14 protein-coding genes are annotated in these 15,464 nt (G+C 64.9%); 11 read left to right on the top strand and 3 right to left on the bottom strand.

Going from position 1 to position 15,464, the window contains the following annotated elements; genetic code table 11:
• Nucleotides 1-5: 5 nt before the first annotated feature.
• The 5 genes from N7E70_RS17975 to N7E70_RS17955 are packed head-to-tail and all read left to right on the top strand — an operon-like array spanning nt 6 to nt 4,914.
• Nucleotides 6-1,169 carry an acyl-CoA dehydrogenase family protein gene (locus N7E70_RS17975; protein WP_182574180.1) on the top strand — a complete coding sequence of 388 codons (1,164 nt, stop codon included), beginning with the start codon at nt 6-8 and terminating at the stop codon, nt 1,167-1,169.
• A 14-nt stretch (nt 1,170-1,183) separates the two neighbouring features.
• Entirely contained in the window at nt 1,184-2,239 is a 1,056-nt protein-coding gene (locus N7E70_RS17970; RefSeq protein ID WP_263007189.1) for an acyl-CoA dehydrogenase family protein, read from the top strand.
• A 1-nt stretch (nt 2,240) separates the two neighbouring features.
• Nucleotides 2,241-3,392: an acetyl-CoA C-acetyltransferase gene (locus N7E70_RS17965; RefSeq protein WP_263007188.1), complete on the top strand. Its 1,152-nt coding sequence runs from the start codon at nt 2,241-2,243 to the stop codon at nt 3,390-3,392.
• A gap of 2 nt (nt 3,393-3,394) precedes the next feature.
• The gene (locus tag N7E70_RS17960) at nt 3,395-3,997 is read left to right on the top strand and encodes a gamma carbonic anhydrase family protein (protein WP_263007187.1); all 603 of its coding nucleotides are present in this window, start codon (nt 3,395-3,397) and stop codon (nt 3,995-3,997) included.
• 11 nt (nt 3,998-4,008) lie between these two features.
• Nucleotides 4,009-4,914 carry an SDR family oxidoreductase gene (locus N7E70_RS17955; protein ID WP_067962164.1) on the top strand — a complete coding sequence of 302 codons (906 nt, stop codon included), beginning with the start codon at nt 4,009-4,011 and terminating at the stop codon, nt 4,912-4,914.
• 212 nt (nt 4,915-5,126) lie between these two features.
• Here the strand turns inward: N7E70_RS17955 and N7E70_RS17950 are convergent, their stop codons facing one another.
• The gene (locus N7E70_RS17950; RefSeq protein WP_263007186.1) at nt 5,127-6,713 is read right to left on the bottom strand and encodes a FadD3 family acyl-CoA ligase; all 1,587 of its coding nucleotides are present in this window, start codon (nt 6,711-6,713) and stop codon (nt 5,127-5,129) included.
• 195 nt (nt 6,714-6,908) lie between these two features.
• On the opposite strand from N7E70_RS17950, the gene N7E70_RS17945 reads away from it, so the two are divergent.
• The 3 genes from N7E70_RS17945 (at nt 6,909) to N7E70_RS17935 (ending at nt 9,444) form a co-directional block, all read left to right on the top strand.
• Complete coding sequence (locus N7E70_RS17945; protein WP_263007185.1) at nt 6,909-7,712, top strand: SDR family oxidoreductase; 804 nt, start codon at nt 6,909-6,911, stop codon at nt 7,710-7,712.
• A 2-nt stretch (nt 7,713-7,714) separates the two neighbouring features.
• Complete coding sequence (locus N7E70_RS17940; RefSeq protein ID WP_269441409.1) at nt 7,715-8,848, top strand: helix-turn-helix transcriptional regulator; 1,134 nt, start codon at nt 7,715-7,717, stop codon at nt 8,846-8,848.
• 62 nt (nt 8,849-8,910) lie between these two features.
• Entirely contained in the window at nt 8,911-9,444 is a 534-nt protein-coding gene (locus N7E70_RS17935; protein WP_263007184.1) for a flavin reductase family protein, read from the top strand.
• A gap of 101 nt (nt 9,445-9,545) precedes the next feature.
• Here N7E70_RS17935 and N7E70_RS17930 read toward each other — a convergent pair whose 3' ends face one another.
• Entirely contained in the window at nt 9,546-10,694 is a 1,149-nt protein-coding gene (locus N7E70_RS17930) for an LLM class flavin-dependent oxidoreductase (protein WP_263007182.1), read from the bottom strand.
• 222 nt (nt 10,695-10,916) lie between these two features.
• Here N7E70_RS17930 and N7E70_RS17925 point away from each other — a divergent pair, with 222 nt between their 5' ends.
• The 3 genes from N7E70_RS17925 to N7E70_RS17915 are packed head-to-tail and all read left to right on the top strand — an operon-like array spanning nt 10,917 to nt 13,663.
• The gene (locus N7E70_RS17925) at nt 10,917-12,125 is read left to right on the top strand and encodes an ABC transporter substrate-binding protein (protein WP_263007181.1); all 1,209 of its coding nucleotides are present in this window, start codon (nt 10,917-10,919) and stop codon (nt 12,123-12,125) included.
• Entirely contained in the window at nt 12,106-13,206 is a 1,101-nt protein-coding gene (locus tag N7E70_RS17920) for an alpha/beta hydrolase (RefSeq protein WP_263007180.1), read from the top strand. The genes N7E70_RS17925 and N7E70_RS17920 overlap by 20 nt, the downstream gene beginning before the upstream one ends.
• 34 nt (nt 13,207-13,240) lie before the next feature.
• The gene (locus N7E70_RS17915) at nt 13,241-13,663 is read left to right on the top strand and encodes a nuclear transport factor 2 family protein (RefSeq protein ID WP_263007179.1); all 423 of its coding nucleotides are present in this window, start codon (nt 13,241-13,243) and stop codon (nt 13,661-13,663) included.
• Between the two features lie 4 nt (nt 13,664-13,667).
• On the opposite strand, the gene N7E70_RS17910 is transcribed toward N7E70_RS17915, so the two are convergent.
• Nucleotides 13,668-15,272: a GMC family oxidoreductase gene (locus N7E70_RS17910; protein WP_263007178.1), complete on the bottom strand. Its 1,605-nt coding sequence runs from the start codon at nt 15,270-15,272 to the stop codon at nt 13,668-13,670.
• Nucleotides 15,273-15,464: the final 192 nt, after the last annotated feature.

Below are 15,464 nucleotides of genomic sequence, written 5' to 3'. Positions count from 1 at the left end.
CAAGCGTGGATCTTGATTACACCGACGAGCAGCAGGCCTTCCGCCAGGAAGTGCGCTCCTGGCTCGAAAAGCATGTGCCCAGCAAGCCGCTGCCGTCCTTCGATGCCAGCCGCGAGGGTTTTGAGGCGCATCGCGCATGGGAGCGCGTGCTGGCCGAGGGCCGCTGGGGCATGGTGACCTGGCCGGAAAGCTATGGCGGGCGCGGGCTCGACCTGATCCAGTGGCTGATCTTCGAAGAAGAATATTACCGTGCCGGCGCGCCGCTGCGCGTCAACCAGAACGGCATCTTCCTGCTCGGGCCGACGCTGATGGAATATGGCACCGAGGAGCAGAAGGCGCGGTTCCTGACCTCCATGGCCTCAGGCGACGAGATCTGGGCGCAAGCCTGGTCCGAGCCTCAAGCCGGTTCCGACCTGGCCTCGGTGCGCGCGACCGCCGTGCTTGAAGGCGACGAATATGTGCTCAAGGGCCACAAGATCTGGTCGTCGCGCGCGGTCTTCGCCGACTGGGCCTTTGGGCTGTTCCGCACCGATCCGGCGTCGCAGCGCCATAAGGGCTTGTCCCTGATCTTTTTCCCGCTCAACGCCCCCGGCGTGCGGGTGCAGGCGATCCCGCAGATCGACGGCGAGACCGGCTTTGCCGAAATCTTCCTCGACGATGTCCGCGTGTCCGCCTTCAACCGCCTCGGCGGCGAGGGCGAGGGCTGGAACATCTGTATGGCAACTGCCGGCTTCGAGCGCGGCCTGATGCTGCGCAGCCCGGCGCGCTTCCAGGTGGCGGCGCGCAAGCTGGTCGAGCTCTACAAGGCGCATGAGGCCGAGGTCGAGCCAACGGTGCGCACGGCGGTGCTGCAGTCCTGGATGGACGCCGAGGCCTATGCGCTGTCGATCTACGCCACCGCATCGCGGCTTGCCGCAGGCGGCCATATCGGCGCCGAGGCCAGCACCAACAAGATCTTCTGGTCGGAAATGGACATCGCCATGCACAAGGCGGCATTGTCGATCCTGGGCGCCCGTGCGGAACTGCTGCGTACGGCGCCCGAGGCGGGCGACATCGGCCGCTGGCTGGACGGCTACTTCTTCTCGCTGGCCGGACCGATCTATGCCGGCTCGAACGAGATCCAGCGCAACATCATCGCCGAGCGTATGCTCGGGCTGCCGCGCGCATAAGGGGAGGCGAAAAGATGGATTTCCGTTTCTCCGAAGAACAGACGATGACGGCTGACGTCGTCCGTGAGTTGCTCGCTGACGTCTGCCAGCCCGCCGACCTGCGCCGATTGATGGGCGAGGGCACTGCCCGCGACGCTTCACGCTGGGCTAAGATTTTGGAGATGGGCCTCGCCGGTGCCCTGGTGGCTGAAGACAATGGCGGCCTCGGACTGTCGGCCATCGACTTCGTGCAGATCGCCGAGGCTTGCGGCTACGCCGGGCTGCCGGAGCCGCTGGTCGAGAATGCAGGCGTGGCGTTGCCGCTGCTTGCTGCCCTCTCCGACAATGCCCGGGTGGCCGCGCTGCTCAAGCGTGCGCTCGCCGGCGATGTAACCGTCACGGTGGCACATCCGGCCAATTCGTTCGTCGCCGATGCCGATACGGCCGAGGCGGTACTCGTCGTCCGCGACGGTGCTGTCCATCTCGTCGAAACCGCCAAGGCAAGGATCGTGGCGCAGCCGAGTGTCGACCCGTTCCGCCGGCTGTTCACGGTTGAATTCAAGCCGAGCGACGCAACGCTGGTTGCCGGCGCCAGCGAGGCCGCAGTCCCGCTGGCTGCCGCTCTCGACCGTGGCGCGCTGTTTGCAGCCGCTCAGATGCAGGGTCTAGCCCAGCGCTGCGTCGATCTCGGTGTCGCCTATGCCAAGGAACGCCAGCAGTTCGGCAAGCCGATCGGCTCCTACCAGGCGGTCAAGCATCACCTCGCGACCGCCCAGGTGAAGATCGAGTTCGCACGTCCGGTGCTGCATGCGGCAGCCGCCCAGCTCGAGCAGGGCGATCTCTACAGCCGCGCTCGCATCTCGCAGGCCAAGCTTGCCTGCACTGATGCCGCCGATGTCGCGGCTCGGACCTCGATCCAGGTGCATGGCGCCATGGGCTATTCCTGGGAGGTGGACGTCCACTTCTTCCTCAAGCGTGGCATCGCGTTGACCAGTTGGTGGGGCGGCACTGCCTTCCACCGCGAGCGCGTCGCAGCCCGCGTCTTTGCGCGTCCGCTCGGACCCGAACACACCTTTGCCGGAGAGGCCTGATATGCCAGAAGCCTATATCGTCGACGCCGTCCGCACGCCGGTCGGCCGCAAGAAGGGCTCGCTCGCCGCCCTGCATTCGGCAGACCTTGGTGCTCAGCCGATCAAGGCGCTGATCGCCCGCACCAGCATCGACCCGAACGCGGTCGATGACGTCATCTATGGCTGCACCGACACGATCGGCTCGCAGGCCGGCGACATCGCCCGCACCTGCTGGCTGGTGGCGGGTCTGCCCGACCATGTGCCTGGTGTAACCGTCGACCGCCAGTGCGGTTCGGCACAGCAGGCGGTGCACTTCGCCGCGCAGGCGGTGATGAGCGGTACGCAGGAGCTGGTGATTGCCGGCGGCGTGCAGAACATGAACATGATCCCGATGGCGTCGGCCATGCTGGTCGGGCCGCAGTTCGGTTTCCCCGATCCGTTCAGCACCTCGCCGGGCTGGCGCGCCCGCTATGGCGACCAGGAGGTCAGCCAGTTCCGCTCGGCCGAAATGATCGCCGAGAAGTGGCAGTGCAGCCGCGACGAGATGGAGCAGTTCGCGCTGGAGAGCCACCAGCGCGCCATTGCCGCCATCGACGCGGGACGGTTCACCAATGAGATCGTGCCGGTCGGCGACTTCGCCGTGGACGAGACGCCGCGCCGCGACACATCGCTCGACAGGATGGCGACGCTGAAGACGCTGGTCGAAGGCGGTCGCGTGCATGCCGGCGTCGCCAGCCAGAACGCCGATGCGGCGGCTGCACTGCTGATCGCCTCGGAACAGGCGGTGAAGGACCACAACCTCAAGCCGCGCGCCCGCATCCACCACATCAGCGTGCGCGGCGACGACCCGGTCTGGATGTTGACAGCGCCGATCCCGGCGACGCGCCATGCGCTTATGAAGACCGGCCTGAAGATCGAGGACATCGACCTGTTCGAGTGCAACGAGGCCTTTGCCTCGGTCCCGCTCGCCTGGATCAAGGACCTTGGCATTCCACGGGACAAGGTGAACGTCAATGGCGGCGCGATCGCACTCGGCCATCCGCTCGGCGCCACCGGCGCGCGCATCATGACCACGATGCTGAACGAACTCGAGCGCCGCAACGGCCGCTATGCGCTGCAGACCATGTGCGAAGGCGGCGGCCAGGCCAACGTGACCATCATCGAGAGGCTCTGACCATGCCGTGCTATGCCTTTGAAGGCATCGTGCCGGTGGTCGACCCCACTGCTTACCTGCATCCGACGGCGGTGCTGATCGGTGACGTGACCATCGGGCCGCGCTGCTACATCGGCCCCGGGGCGTCGCTGCGGGGCGATTTCGGCCGCATCACAGTCATCGGCGATGCCAGCGTGCAGGACAATTGCACCTTGCACACCGGCTCGGGCTCGGACTGCATCGTCGGCCGCGGCGCGACCGTAGGCCACGGCGCCATCCTGCATGGCTGCACGGTGGGCGAGAATGCACTTATCGGCATGAATGCCGTGGTGCTCGACGGCGCCGTTATCGGCGACGACAGCCTGGTGGCAGCGCTCAGCCTGGTGAAGAACGAGGTGGTGACGCCTCAACGTAGCCTGATCGCCGGCAATCCAGCCAAGGTGGTCAAGGAAATGCCGGAAGCCGCTATCATCTGGCGCAACAATGGCGACGGTGAGTATCAGCGGCTGGCCGACCGGTCGCTTGCCGATCTCGTGGAATGCGAACCGCTCCGCGTCGCGGAACCTGGCCGCAAACGCAACACCGGCAAGGCGCGCGCTGTGCGCCTGTCGACCAAGACAAAGTGAGAAGGACTGACATGGCAGCGATCTGCGAAAACAGGGTTGTGATCGTCACCGGCGCCGGCCGCGGCCTCGGTCGCGCCTATGCGCTGGGCCTCGCGGCCGAAGGCGCGAAGGTCGTGGTCAACGATCTCGGCGTCGGCACTCATGGCGACGCGACGGCGGAGACGCCGGCGCAGCAGGTGGTCGACGAGATCAAGGCCATGGGCGGCCAGGCCGTCGCCAACTATGATGACGTCACCGATTTCGAGGCCGGCGGCCGCATCGTCAAGGCCGCACTCGACGCCTTTGGTGACCTGCATGCCGTGGTCAACAATGCCGGCTTCGTGCGCGACCGCATGTTCGTGTCATGCACGCCCGATGAATGGGACGCGGTGCTGCGCGTGCATCTGCGCGGCCATTTCTGCGTCAGCAGACACGCCGTCGACTATTGGCGCGCCCAGCAGAAGGCCGGCAAGACGGTCGACGCCCGCATCATCAACACCTCTTCGGGCGCCGGCCTGCAAGGTAGCGTCGGCCAGAGCGCCTATTCGGCGGCCAAGGGCGGCATCGCTTCGCTGACCCTGGTCCAGGCAGCCGAGCTCCGCCGCTACGGCATCACCGCCAATGGTCTTGCGCCGAATGCCCGCACGCGCATGACAGAGACCGCCTTTGCCGAGGCCATGCAGGCCAAGGACGGCGAGTTCGATATCTTCGCGCCTGAGAACACCGCACCCCTGGTTGCCTGGCTGTGCAGCTCGGCGTCGGCTGAAGTGACCGGCCAGATCTTCGAGCTGATCGGCGGCAAGATCCGCATCTGCCTCGGCTGGAACGACGGCCCTGAATTCGACAAGGGCAGCCGATGGGACGCAGCCGAGCTCGGCGACCGGATCAAGGAACTGGTGGCCACGCGTCCGGCACCGAAGGCGGTCTACGGGGCGTAGCCGAGCCACTGCGTCAGGAAGAACTGAAGGGCGTCGGGCAACCGGCGCCCTTTTCTTTGGTCAATGCAGTGTCCCCGGGGATGCCGCATCCCGGGGGACGCGCAGTCTGGGCAACGCGGCCAAGAAGAAAGGGCGGCGCTTGCGCACCAGCCCATGGGGAAAAGTCTGCACCTGCCGCTCCGGACCCCGCATCGGAGGGCAGGCGCACGCGATCAGGCGTCTTGGGGGACCTCTTCGCGCAGAATGTTCTTGAGCACCTTGCCTTGCGGGCTGGTGGGCAGGGACGGACGGATCTCGACGCTGCGCGGGCACTTGTAGTTGGCCATGTTGGCGCGCGACCAGTCGATGATGTCCTTCTCGGTGGCGCTGGTGCCCGGGCGCAGCACCACATAGGCCTTGCCGACCTCGCCGAGACGCTCGTCTGCCACACCGATCACGGCAACGATGCCGATGGCCGGGTGCTGACTCAGGATGCGCTCGATCTCGGCCGGATAGCAGTTGAAGCCACCGGTGATGTACATGTCCTTGAGACGGTCCTCGATGCGCAGGTTGCCGTCACTGTCGAAGTAGCCGATATCGCCGGTGTGCAGCCAGCCCTCGGGGTCGATGGTCTTGGCCGTCGATTTTGGATCGTTGAAGTAGCCCTTCATGACGATGTAGCCGCGGATCACCACTTCGCCGGGCTTGCCGTCGGGCAGGAAATGGCCGTCGTCGCCCATGATACGCACTTCCACGCCGGGAGCTGCCTTGCCGGCAGTGTTGGCAATCACCTCATCCGGGTCCGACGCCAGGCACATGGTGCCGTAGCCGCCGCACTCGGTCAGCCCATAGCCGTTTACAACGCCGGCGAAGCCGAGTTCCTCGCGCATACGCCGGATGAGGATCGACGGCACGACCGCGCCGCCGGTGACGCCGAGGCGCAGGCTGGAGGTGTCGAATTTTGCCAGGTCCGGATGCTGGAGCATGCCCTGGAAGATGGCGGGCGGACCGGGGATGACGCTGATCTTCTCTTCGGCGACGCGCTTGAGAATTTCGCCGGCATCATAGGTGAGATGCGGCATCAGAACCGCGCCACGCATCAGCGAAACGATGGCGCCGGAGCGATAGCCGAAGGCGTGGAAGAAAGGGGGGATGACCAGGATGCGGTCATGCTCGCGGATACCGACACGCGTTGCCCAGGCATCGATCGCCTGAAGGCACTGCTGGTGGCCATACATGACACCCTTGGGATAACCCGTGGTTCCGGAGGTGAAGAGCATGTCGCAGAGATCATCGGGACCGACAGTGGCCTCGCGTGCGGCAAGCTCGGCATCGCTGATGCTGTCGCCCGATGCAACGAAGCTCTCCCAGTCGCGGTCGCCTTTGCTGCCGTCGCCGATGACGACAACTTCGCGCAGCAGGTCGCGCGTCTCGGCACGGAGCTGGTCAGGGTAATAGGTGTTGAGGAAGTCGCCGACCGAAAACAGCACCGAGGTGCCGCTGCGCTTGACCAGTTCCGCGATTTCCGCGCCCTTGAAGCGGGTGCTGGCGGGAATGAGTACGGCGCCTGCGGTGACGAGGCCGAGGGCTGTGGCGAACCATTTCCAGGTGTTGGGCGCCCAGACCATGATGCGGTCGCCCTTCTCGACACCGGCTGCGATCATCGCCTTGGCGACGCGCTTGCGCATCGTGTCGAGCTCGACGAAGTTCAGTACGACGCCGTTGTCTTCAACTGCCGTGCGTGTGCCATAGAGCTCGGCGGCGCGCGCGCAGAGGGCAGGAATGGTGGTGAACTTCCAGTCGGCGTCTTCTGAGATCATCTGTCTACCTGGAGGCACTGGGCCTGTTCGACGGTATGGCGGCCGCGGACGGTCACCGGGCTAGTTTGGCGGGAACATAGGCGTCGGCGGGCGGCCAGCATCGTCCGAAGAGACGAATAAACCTAACGACGACCGACATAAAGGCTGTAGGACTGCGTACAGACGCGCGCGACGGACCATGCCTGGAGTTATGACATGAGCAATGCCCCGCAACCTGTTGGCTCGGCCTTCGAGGGCAGGGTCGTCATCGTGACCGGCGGCACCAAGGGCATTGGCCGGGCGATCGCCGAGGGTTTTCTCGGCGCGGGCGCAACCGTCGTCGTCTGCGCACGCACCGAGCCGGACAGCCTGCCGCATTCGAACGGCAACAGGGCGATCTTCATGCAATGCGACGTGCGCACGGCCCAGGCCTGCAAGGAGCTGGTCGACCGTGTCGGCGAGGAGCATGGCCGTATCGACGTGCTGGTCAACAACGCCGGCGGCTCGCCCCATGTCGACGCAGCGACGGTATCGCCGCGCTTCTCCGACGCCATCGTCAATCTCAACCTGATGGCGCCCGTCTACATGTCGCAGGCTGTTTACCACTGGATGGCGAGGCTGCCGGAAGGCGGCAACATCATCAACATCGCCAGCGTGTCCGGCCGCCGGCCGTCGCCAGGCACCTCGGTCTACGGCGCGGCCAAGGCCGGCCTGCTCAGCCTGACCACCAGCCTTGCGCAGGAATGGGCGCCCAAAGTGCGCGTCAACGCCATCATCGTCGGCCTCATCGAGACCGAAAAAGCCGATGAGACCTATGGCTCACGCGAGGCACAGCAGGCGATTGCCGCTTCGGTGCCGATGAAGCGCATGGGGCGTGGAGACGACATCGCCCGCGCCGCCCTCTACCTCGCCAGTCCGACGGCGACCTTCGTCACCGGCGCGCAGCTTGAGGTGCATGGCGGCGGCGAGACACCGCTGTTCCTCGACCTGATCAAGCGTTACGCGCCGGACGCGAACTGACAGTGGCCGATCGCGCGGAAGTATCTGGTGCCGCGCCCGATCACGACCGGCTGGTCGAACTGCTCTATGCCGGTATCGGCGAAGCAAAGCCCTTCGACAGTTTTCTCAAGGGGTTGCGGGCATCGGTTGATGCCGAAAGCAGTACGCTGATCATCGAGCGCCAGCGCCGCGACCGACCGGGTGCGATCTATTCCGGGGCGGCGTCGGAAGAGCGCATCGCGCGCTACAACGACCTCTACACGCAAGACCCGTTCATCGACCTGCCGCTCGGCAAGGTGACGACGCTTGCCGAGCTTGTCGGCGAGGGAGGATTTTCCCGCTCGGAATTCATGACGAGTTTCATGACCGGCTCGGGCTGGATGCATGTCGTGGGTGCCGATATCGTCGAGCCCTCCGGGGCGCGGGTGCGGATGCGTGCGACACGTGTGCTGGGTCGGGACAATTTCGGTACGGCCGAACGAGAGTCGTTCCGACGGCTGTTGCCGCATCTGACGCAGGCGATGGGGCTATTCCTCAGGGTGAACGGGCTCGAGGCCGAGCGCGAGCTGTTCGCCGGTGCGCTGGGGCGGTTGGCGGTGGGCGCCATCATCGTCGACCGTGACTGCCGCATTCTGCAGGCAACGCCACAGGCCGAAGCGATCCTAGCCGAAAAGGACGTGCTAAAGAACGATCGCGGCAGGCTGCGCCTGCTCGACGAGGCCGGACCGAGCGGTGCGTTCACCACGGCGGTGGCCGAGATTGCCGAGACGAGCGACGCCTCCTTTGCCGGCGCGCGCGCGTTTTCGATTCATCGTTCCTGCGGCGAGGCGCTCGGGCTCGTCGTCAGGCCGGCACCGCATTCGGCCAAGCTGCATGCGCCGCTGCGCGGCGCGGCACTCGTCATCATCGCCGACGCCGGCAGCAACGTTGCGCCGCAGCCTGCGGTGCTTGTCAGGCTGTTTGGCCTGACGCCGGCAGAAGCCGAGCTTGCGGCGCTGATGGGGCAGGGTCTCGACCTCGACGATGCCAGTGCCGCGCTCGGCATCACCAAGAACACCGCCAAAGCGCATTTGCGCATGGTGTTTTCCAAGACCGGAGTGAGCAGGCAGAGTGAGCTCGTGCGGCTGCTGCTGCGCTCGGTCGACGAGCTGAGCTAACGGCCAACCGCAATTGCTGGGCTCGCCCGTTCGAACGATGCCTCAGGGCCCTGTTCTGCGTGATGCTGCGATCGTTGCAGGACGTGGAGGAGCGCGGAATGTCCATTGAGGTCAATGAGCTGGTGGCGGACACGCGAGCGGCGATGCGCCGGCTGGCGAAGTCGGTGGTGATCCTGACCACGAGCCATCAAGGTCAGCGGCTGGCCATGGCCGCGACCGCTGTCGACAGCCTGAGCATGGAGCCGCCGTCGCTGCTCGCCTGCGTCAACCGGAGCGCCTCGATCTTTGCCGCGTTCCAGGCGAAATTGCCATTCTGTGTCAACATATTGGCACGAAATCATGAAGCATTGGCGCAACGTTGTGGCGGCCAGGTGAAGGGCGAGGCGCGCTTCGCCGAGGGTGACTGGCGCGAGCGCCAGGGCATTCCTTATCTTGGCGACGCCCAAGCCAACATCTTCTGCGCCAATGACGGAGAATTCTATTATGGTACCCATGGCGTGTTCGTGGGGCGGGTTACCGACGTCGCACTGTTCGGCAGCATCGAGCCGCTGATCTATGCTGACGCCCGCTACGTCGGCGCGCATCTGGCAATGTGATACGAACGCAGGCAGCGGAAAGGCCCGCATGGTGGTGCCGGCCTTTGTCATTTTCGGTGCGGGAAAAGGCGGCCGGCACCTGGGTGCCGACCGCAGGTAACCTATTCGGCGGCAGCGACGCGCAGCTTCTTGCCGCGGAAATGCGGGATCACCTCGCTGCCAATCAACTCGATCGTCTCCATGATCGCTTCATGCGGCACGGTGCCCATCTGCGACAGGAACATGATCTCGTCGGCACCGGCCTCGAACAGGCGCTCGACATAGCGGATACAATCCTCTGGCGTGCCATAGGCGTCGTTGATGTCGTCGAGATAACCATAGGCCTGCGGATTGTAGGCGATCTTGTCTTCGCCGAGCTTGGCGAACTTGTGCTCGCGCACCTTGTCGAGCGCCGCCAGATGCTCTTCCGGGCTCATGTCGTCGACCTCAGGCTTGGGACCGCCCTGGTACCAGTGCGACAGCGCCTCGGCGAAGAAGCGCTGTCCACGCAAGCCGATGCGGCGGGCCTTGTCCCGGTCGCGCAGGACGATGGCCGGGCACAGGGCGGAGAGGTGCTCGGTCGGGCGGAATCCGACCTGGTCCTCTGGTTTGCGCTCGGCAAAGGCCTTCCGATAGGCATCGCTCTTGGTCTTGATCTCGTCGGGGCCGCCGAAACCCATGACCAATGCGCCGAGGCCGCGTGAACCAGCCGTCACCACGGCTTCCCAGCGGGTGCAGGCCATGTACATGCGCGGATGCGGGTTCTGCAGCGGCTTGGGATGGACGGGGCGGGCCGGGAACTTGATGTACTGGCCGTCATGCTCGACCACCTCTTCGGTGAAGAGGCGGGGGATAAGGTACATGCTCTCGTCGATCAGCGGCTGCAACTCGACCAATTGGTAGCCGAAGGCGCCGGCTTCCTGCTGGCTGCCGCCCTTGCCGACGCCGAAATTGACGCGGCCATTCGACAGGATGTCGAGCATGGCGACACGTTCGGCGACCTTGATGGGATGGTTCATCGCCGGCGGCAGGCAGACGACGCCATGGCCGATCTCGAGCCTCTTCGTCTGGCCGGCGACAAAGGCGAGGAAGGTTTCCGGTGCCGACATGTGCGAATATTGCGTCAGGCCATGGTGCTCGACGCACCAGACCCCGTCGAAGCCGCTCCTGTCGAGCTGCACGCACTGTTCCACCATCTCGCGGAAAACCTGCTGCTCGGCCTCCCGATGGGTTTCGGCGATCTGCGCCTCGTAGATCATGGAAAATTTCACTGGCAGGATCCTCCGCTTGAGACAATTGCCCTTTCGGCATGAGCTGGAGTGTCCGGCTGGCAATCACGAAATTCATCGTTCGATCGGGTGAGGGCCGTTTTGCTGCTGATGGCATTGGGCCAGGCGAGGCAGTTGCTGGCTCAATTCAATGGTCCTTATGGACGATGCCTGCCAATCACGTTAGGCCGAAACGGCGGCATCGATTTCCGTGGAGACCAGACTATGACTTCCAGCATTCGCAGCCGGCGCGCCATTGTCGCCGCCCTGATGTCGTTCACCGCCCTGGCAACTGCCGGCACGGCCAGGGCCGAAGAGACGATCAAGATCGGCGGCATCATGTCGCTGACCGGCGCGGGCGCCTCGATCGGCAAGAATGCCGAGGTCGCCTGGAAGCGTGCTGTCGACGACATCAACGCCGCCGGTGGCATTCTCGGCAAGAAGGTCGAGCTGGTGCTGGCCGACACGATGACCGACCCGACGCATGGCGTCAGCGAGATGCGCCGCCTCATCGAAAGCGAGAAGGTTGCGGCGGTAGTTGGCCCGGCGACCAGCCAGGAAACGACGCCGCTGATGCCGATCGGCACCGAAGCCAATGTCGCCCAGGTTTCAAGCGCCGCCTCGACGCAGTTGACCCCGCAGGTCGGCCCGTACCACTTCTCCACCTCGCCGATCGGTGAGAACCAGATGATCCCCAACATCGCCTATGCGCTCGATACGCTGAAGCTGACCAAGCTGGCGCTGATCTCGGACAATGGCGGCATGTCGAAGGCGGCGGTGTCCGACATCGTCAACTACATGAAGGGCAAGGGCGTCGAGCCGGTCGCCATCCAGGAATTCGCCTTCCGCACCGAGGACATGACCCCGCAGCTGTTTTCGCTGCGAAACTCCGAGGCCGAAGCGGTGCTGCTGATCAACTCGATCGGCGACGACGCCCGCAAGATGCTGGAAAATCGCTATGACATCGGCTGGGACGTTCCCGTGCTGGCGAGCCTGACCATGACCAACTACGCCGTCGGCAACGCCGCCACAATCGGCACCGAGCCGTTCGAGGGCGTGTATTCGGTGCAGTTCGAGGGCATGACCTTCTGCCCGGGCGACGCGCTCGGCGAGAAGCCGTTCGCCAAGTTCGCCGAGAAGGCCAAGGCCGATATTGCCGATCTCGACCGCATGGGCGGACCCTCGGCGCTGGTGCCCTATTACATCCAACCCTTCATCCTGGCTGCCGCCATGAACGGTTCGGGCAAGACCGACGGCAAGTCGGTTGCGGCCTGGATCGAGGCCAACGCCGGCGAGATCAAGACGCTGACGGGCAAACTGGCGGCCAGCGCCGACAACCACTTCCTGCCGTCGGTCGAGAGCCTCAAGGTCGTCAAGAACCCATACCAGCTGCGCGAGGACGGTCTCGTCGAGCGTGCCGACTGCGCCCAGTAAGCAGCAGAACGGTTTCAACTTGCGAAAGGCGTCGCCGGTTTCCGGCGGTGCCTTTTTCATTGGCTCACCCGATCGAACGATGCGGCGAGTCTTGGGGCTAGCTTTCATTCCAGCCGAAGAAATACCGCGGAGGTTGGGTATGGAATTGGTGCTCGATGCAGATATTGCCGCGATGGCGGAGGTCATCGCCAGGCGGCCGCCGCTCGACCTCGCCAATGTCGACATCCCGGCGTTGCGCGTTGCCGTGAACGCGGCGGGATGGCCGACGGAGCGCACCGAGATGGCCGCGGTCGAGAACATCACCGTTGCCGGCGGTGCCGGAGACATCCCGGCGCGACTCTACAAGCCACGTCAGGGCAAGGCATTGCCGCTGCTGGTCTTCCTGCATGGCGGCGGCTTCGTGCTGTGTTCGCTGGATACGCATGACAATTTCTGCCGGGCGCTGGCCAAGGCGGGCGATTGCGCGGTGCTGTCGATCGACTACCGGCTGGCGCCGGAACACAGGTTCCCGGCAGCCTACGAGGATGCTTTGGCGGCTCTGGAGTGGGCGGCGGCCAACGCTATCACGCTCGGCTGCGACGGCAGGAGGCTGGCGCTTGCCGGAGATAGTGCCGGGGGCAATCTGGCGGCAGCTGCCGCACTCCATGCCTCATCGGAGGTCCGCCTGAAACTGCGACACCTGTTGCTTTTCTATCCTGTTTCGGATCCCACGGCTTCCGGCACGAGCTACGACACTTTCCCGCAGACTCCATTCCTTAGCGCGGGAATGATGCGCTGGTACTGGCGGCAATATGTGGGCGAGCCGGCTGGCTTGGCAGATCCCCGTGTCGCGCTGCTTCGGTCCGTCGATCTTGCCGGGCTGCCGCAGACGACGATCGCCATTGCCGAATTCGATCCCTTGCGCAGTGAGGTCGAGGCCCTTTACACAGCGCTGGCCGAGTCCGGTGTTGATGTGGAAGCCAGGCGCTACGACGGTGTCTCGCACGGCTTTGCCAGCATGGTCGGATTGATCGGCAAAGCGCGGCTGGCGATCGACCACGGTGGCGCCAGGCTGCGCGATGCATTTGCCAGGAACGCCTGAGATGCTGGAGGCAAGGCTGGCGCGCGCCGAGGCAATGCTCGACATCATCGCGCTCGAGGCGCGCTATGCGCGCGCCTGGGACTGCGGCAATGGCAAGGCATGGGCCGATGTGTTCACTGTGGACGGCGTGTTCGAAATCGCGGCCGTCGGCGACCGCTCGGCGCTCAAGGTTGAGGGCAGGGAGCAACTGTCGGCTTTCTGCTTGGATCTCACGGCGAAATTCTCCGGCGTTCATGTGCCCGGTCTGCCGTTGCTCGACATCGACGGGGACGAGGCGACCGGGCACCTGCATTTCCATTTCGTCGCAATCGGCCGGTTAACACCGAACCACACGATGAGCCGCACAGCTTGCGGCCAATATGACGTGCGTTATCGCAGGACCGAAAAGGGCTGGCGCATGGTCCATCGATTGGAAAAGGCGTTCAGCAGCGCACGAAGCGAATTCTTCGATTTCTGAGCGTTCAGCGCCTTTCCTCAAGTACCAGGTCAGCAGCGCGCCAGGCCAGCGCCATCACAGGGCCGTTGGTGTTACCCGATATCGGTGCCGGGATGACCGAGGCATCGATCACACGGAGGCCATCGACGCCATGGACGCGCAATCGCTCGTCGACGACGGCGTCGGCGTCATTGCCCATCCGGCAAGTGCCGACCGCATGCAGCCCCGACACGAAGGTCGCGCGGAAGGCAGCGAGCATGTCGTCGTCCGATTGCACTGCTGGGCCAGGCCAAAGCTCCTGCTTCACAAAGGGCTGCAATGCAGGCTGGGCGACGAAGTCGCGCATGATGCGCATCATCGAAATGGCGGTGCGCCGGTCGTTTTCCGTCGCCAGCCAGTTCGGCCGGATTGGCGGCATGTCGCGCATGTCGGCCGAGCGGATGGTAATCTCGCCGCGGCTTTCCGGCCGCAGGGCATAGCCGATGATGGTGATGCCGGGCTCGGCCTCTAGCTTCAGGCGGCCTTGCAGCAGCCCACGGGCGAAGGTGTAGGGTGACAGCGATAGCTGCAGATCCGGATAGGTGACGTCTGACGAGGAGCGGACGAACGCGCCGATTTCGGACGCACCGAAGCTCATCAGCCCCGTGCCGGCGAGATAATAGCGCAGCACCTCGCCGACGAGGCGCAGGCCACTGAAGCTGCGGTTGTGGCCATGAATTCCGGCAAGGCGATAGGGCAGCGCCACAACGAGGTGTTCGGCAAAGTTGCGGCCGACGCCGGGCAATTCGGTCACAGTCTGGACGCCAGCCGCCGAAAGCACATCATGGCGGCCGACGCCTGACACCTGCAGCAGTTGCGGTGACTGGATCGCGCCGCAGGCAACGATGACCTCGCTTGCCGACCGGGCGGTGCGTTGGCGACCGCCCACGAGATATTCGACGCCGACTGCCCGACGACCGTCGAACAGGATACGCAGAACCTGCGCGCCGGTTTGGACGACGAGGTTCTTGCGCCGCATCGCCGGTCGGAGGAAGGCGCGGGCCGCGCTCATGCGCCGCCCCATGTGGTCGACCGTATGCGTGTAGGTACCGACGCCATCGCGTCTGGCGCCGTTGAGGTCGTCGAGATGGTCGAGGCCGAGCGAAGCACCTGCATCGAGGATCGCCTGGCCGAGAGGGTCGGCGAGAGGACGAACACTGACCTGCAAGGGACCATTGCCGCCCCTGATGACATCGCCACCAAGCTGATGGTTCTCGATCTTGCGGAAGACTGGCGCCATCTCGGTCCAGCTCCAGCCCGTGACGCCGAAGTCGGCCCAGCCGTCGTAGTCCTCGGGGGCGCCCCGGCAATAGAGCATTCCGTTGATCGAGCTCGATCCGCCAAGCCCGCGGCCGCGCGCCCATGTCTCGGCTTCCGGCCGACCTTCTTCATGCTCGACAGGAAAGTTCCACGAGCGTTTCGGATGCTTGGTCAGCTTGACCCATCCCCGGGGCATCCGGACCAAGGGATGAAGGTCCGATGGTCCGGCCTCGAGGACAAGCACCCTATGTCCCGGGTCTTCGCTTAGCCTGTTGGCCACCACACAGCCGGCCGAGCCGGCGCCAACGATGATCGTGTCGAATTCTCTCATGCCGCGATGTCTTGCGCGTGCGCGTCGGCTCGCATCCTGCAAACGAACTAGCCCAGGCAAGCGTTGTTCAGGCCCAGGCCGACATATGCGGTAGTCCGCATGGACGATGTTCGGCTCGCCTGCATCCTGTGATTTCTCCTTGAGGAGTCGTCACGCCATGCCGCGTGGCGGCCTTGCGCGCACATCAATGCC

The sequence above is a fragment of the Aminobacter sp. NyZ550 genome (assembly GCF_025628925.2).
Lineage (GTDB): Bacteria > Pseudomonadota > Alphaproteobacteria > Rhizobiales > Rhizobiaceae > Aminobacter > Aminobacter ciceronei.
The sequence above is the reverse complement of the archived record's forward strand: the minus strand, read 5'-3'. Positions and strand labels throughout refer to the sequence as shown.

Coding starts and splice junctions, on each gene's coding strand:
- N7E70_RS17970 (WP_263007189.1), top strand. CDS start 1,184: ATGGATTTCCGTTTCTCCGAAGAACAGACGATGACGGCTGACGTCGTC.
- N7E70_RS17965 (WP_263007188.1), top strand. CDS start 2,241: ATGCCAGAAGCCTATATCGTCGACGCCGTCCGCACGCCGGTCGGCCGC.
- N7E70_RS17960 (WP_263007187.1), top strand. CDS start 3,395: ATGCCGTGCTATGCCTTTGAAGGCATCGTGCCGGTGGTCGACCCCACT.
- N7E70_RS17955 (WP_067962164.1), top strand. CDS start 4,009: ATGGCAGCGATCTGCGAAAACAGGGTTGTGATCGTCACCGGCGCCGGC.
- N7E70_RS17950 (WP_263007186.1), bottom strand. CDS start 6,713: ATGATCTCAGAAGACGCCGACTGGAAGTTCACCACCATTCCTGCCCTC.
- N7E70_RS17945 (WP_263007185.1), top strand. CDS start 6,909: ATGAGCAATGCCCCGCAACCTGTTGGCTCGGCCTTCGAGGGCAGGGTC.
- N7E70_RS17935 (WP_263007184.1), top strand. CDS start 8,911: ATGCTGCGATCGTTGCAGGACGTGGAGGAGCGCGGAATGTCCATTGAG.
- N7E70_RS17925 (WP_263007181.1), top strand. CDS start 10,917: ATGACTTCCAGCATTCGCAGCCGGCGCGCCATTGTCGCCGCCCTGATG.
- N7E70_RS17915 (WP_263007179.1), top strand. CDS start 13,241: ATGCTCGACATCATCGCGCTCGAGGCGCGCTATGCGCGCGCCTGGGAC.
- N7E70_RS17910 (WP_263007178.1), bottom strand. CDS start 15,272: ATGAGAGAATTCGACACGATCATCGTTGGCGCCGGCTCGGCCGGCTGT.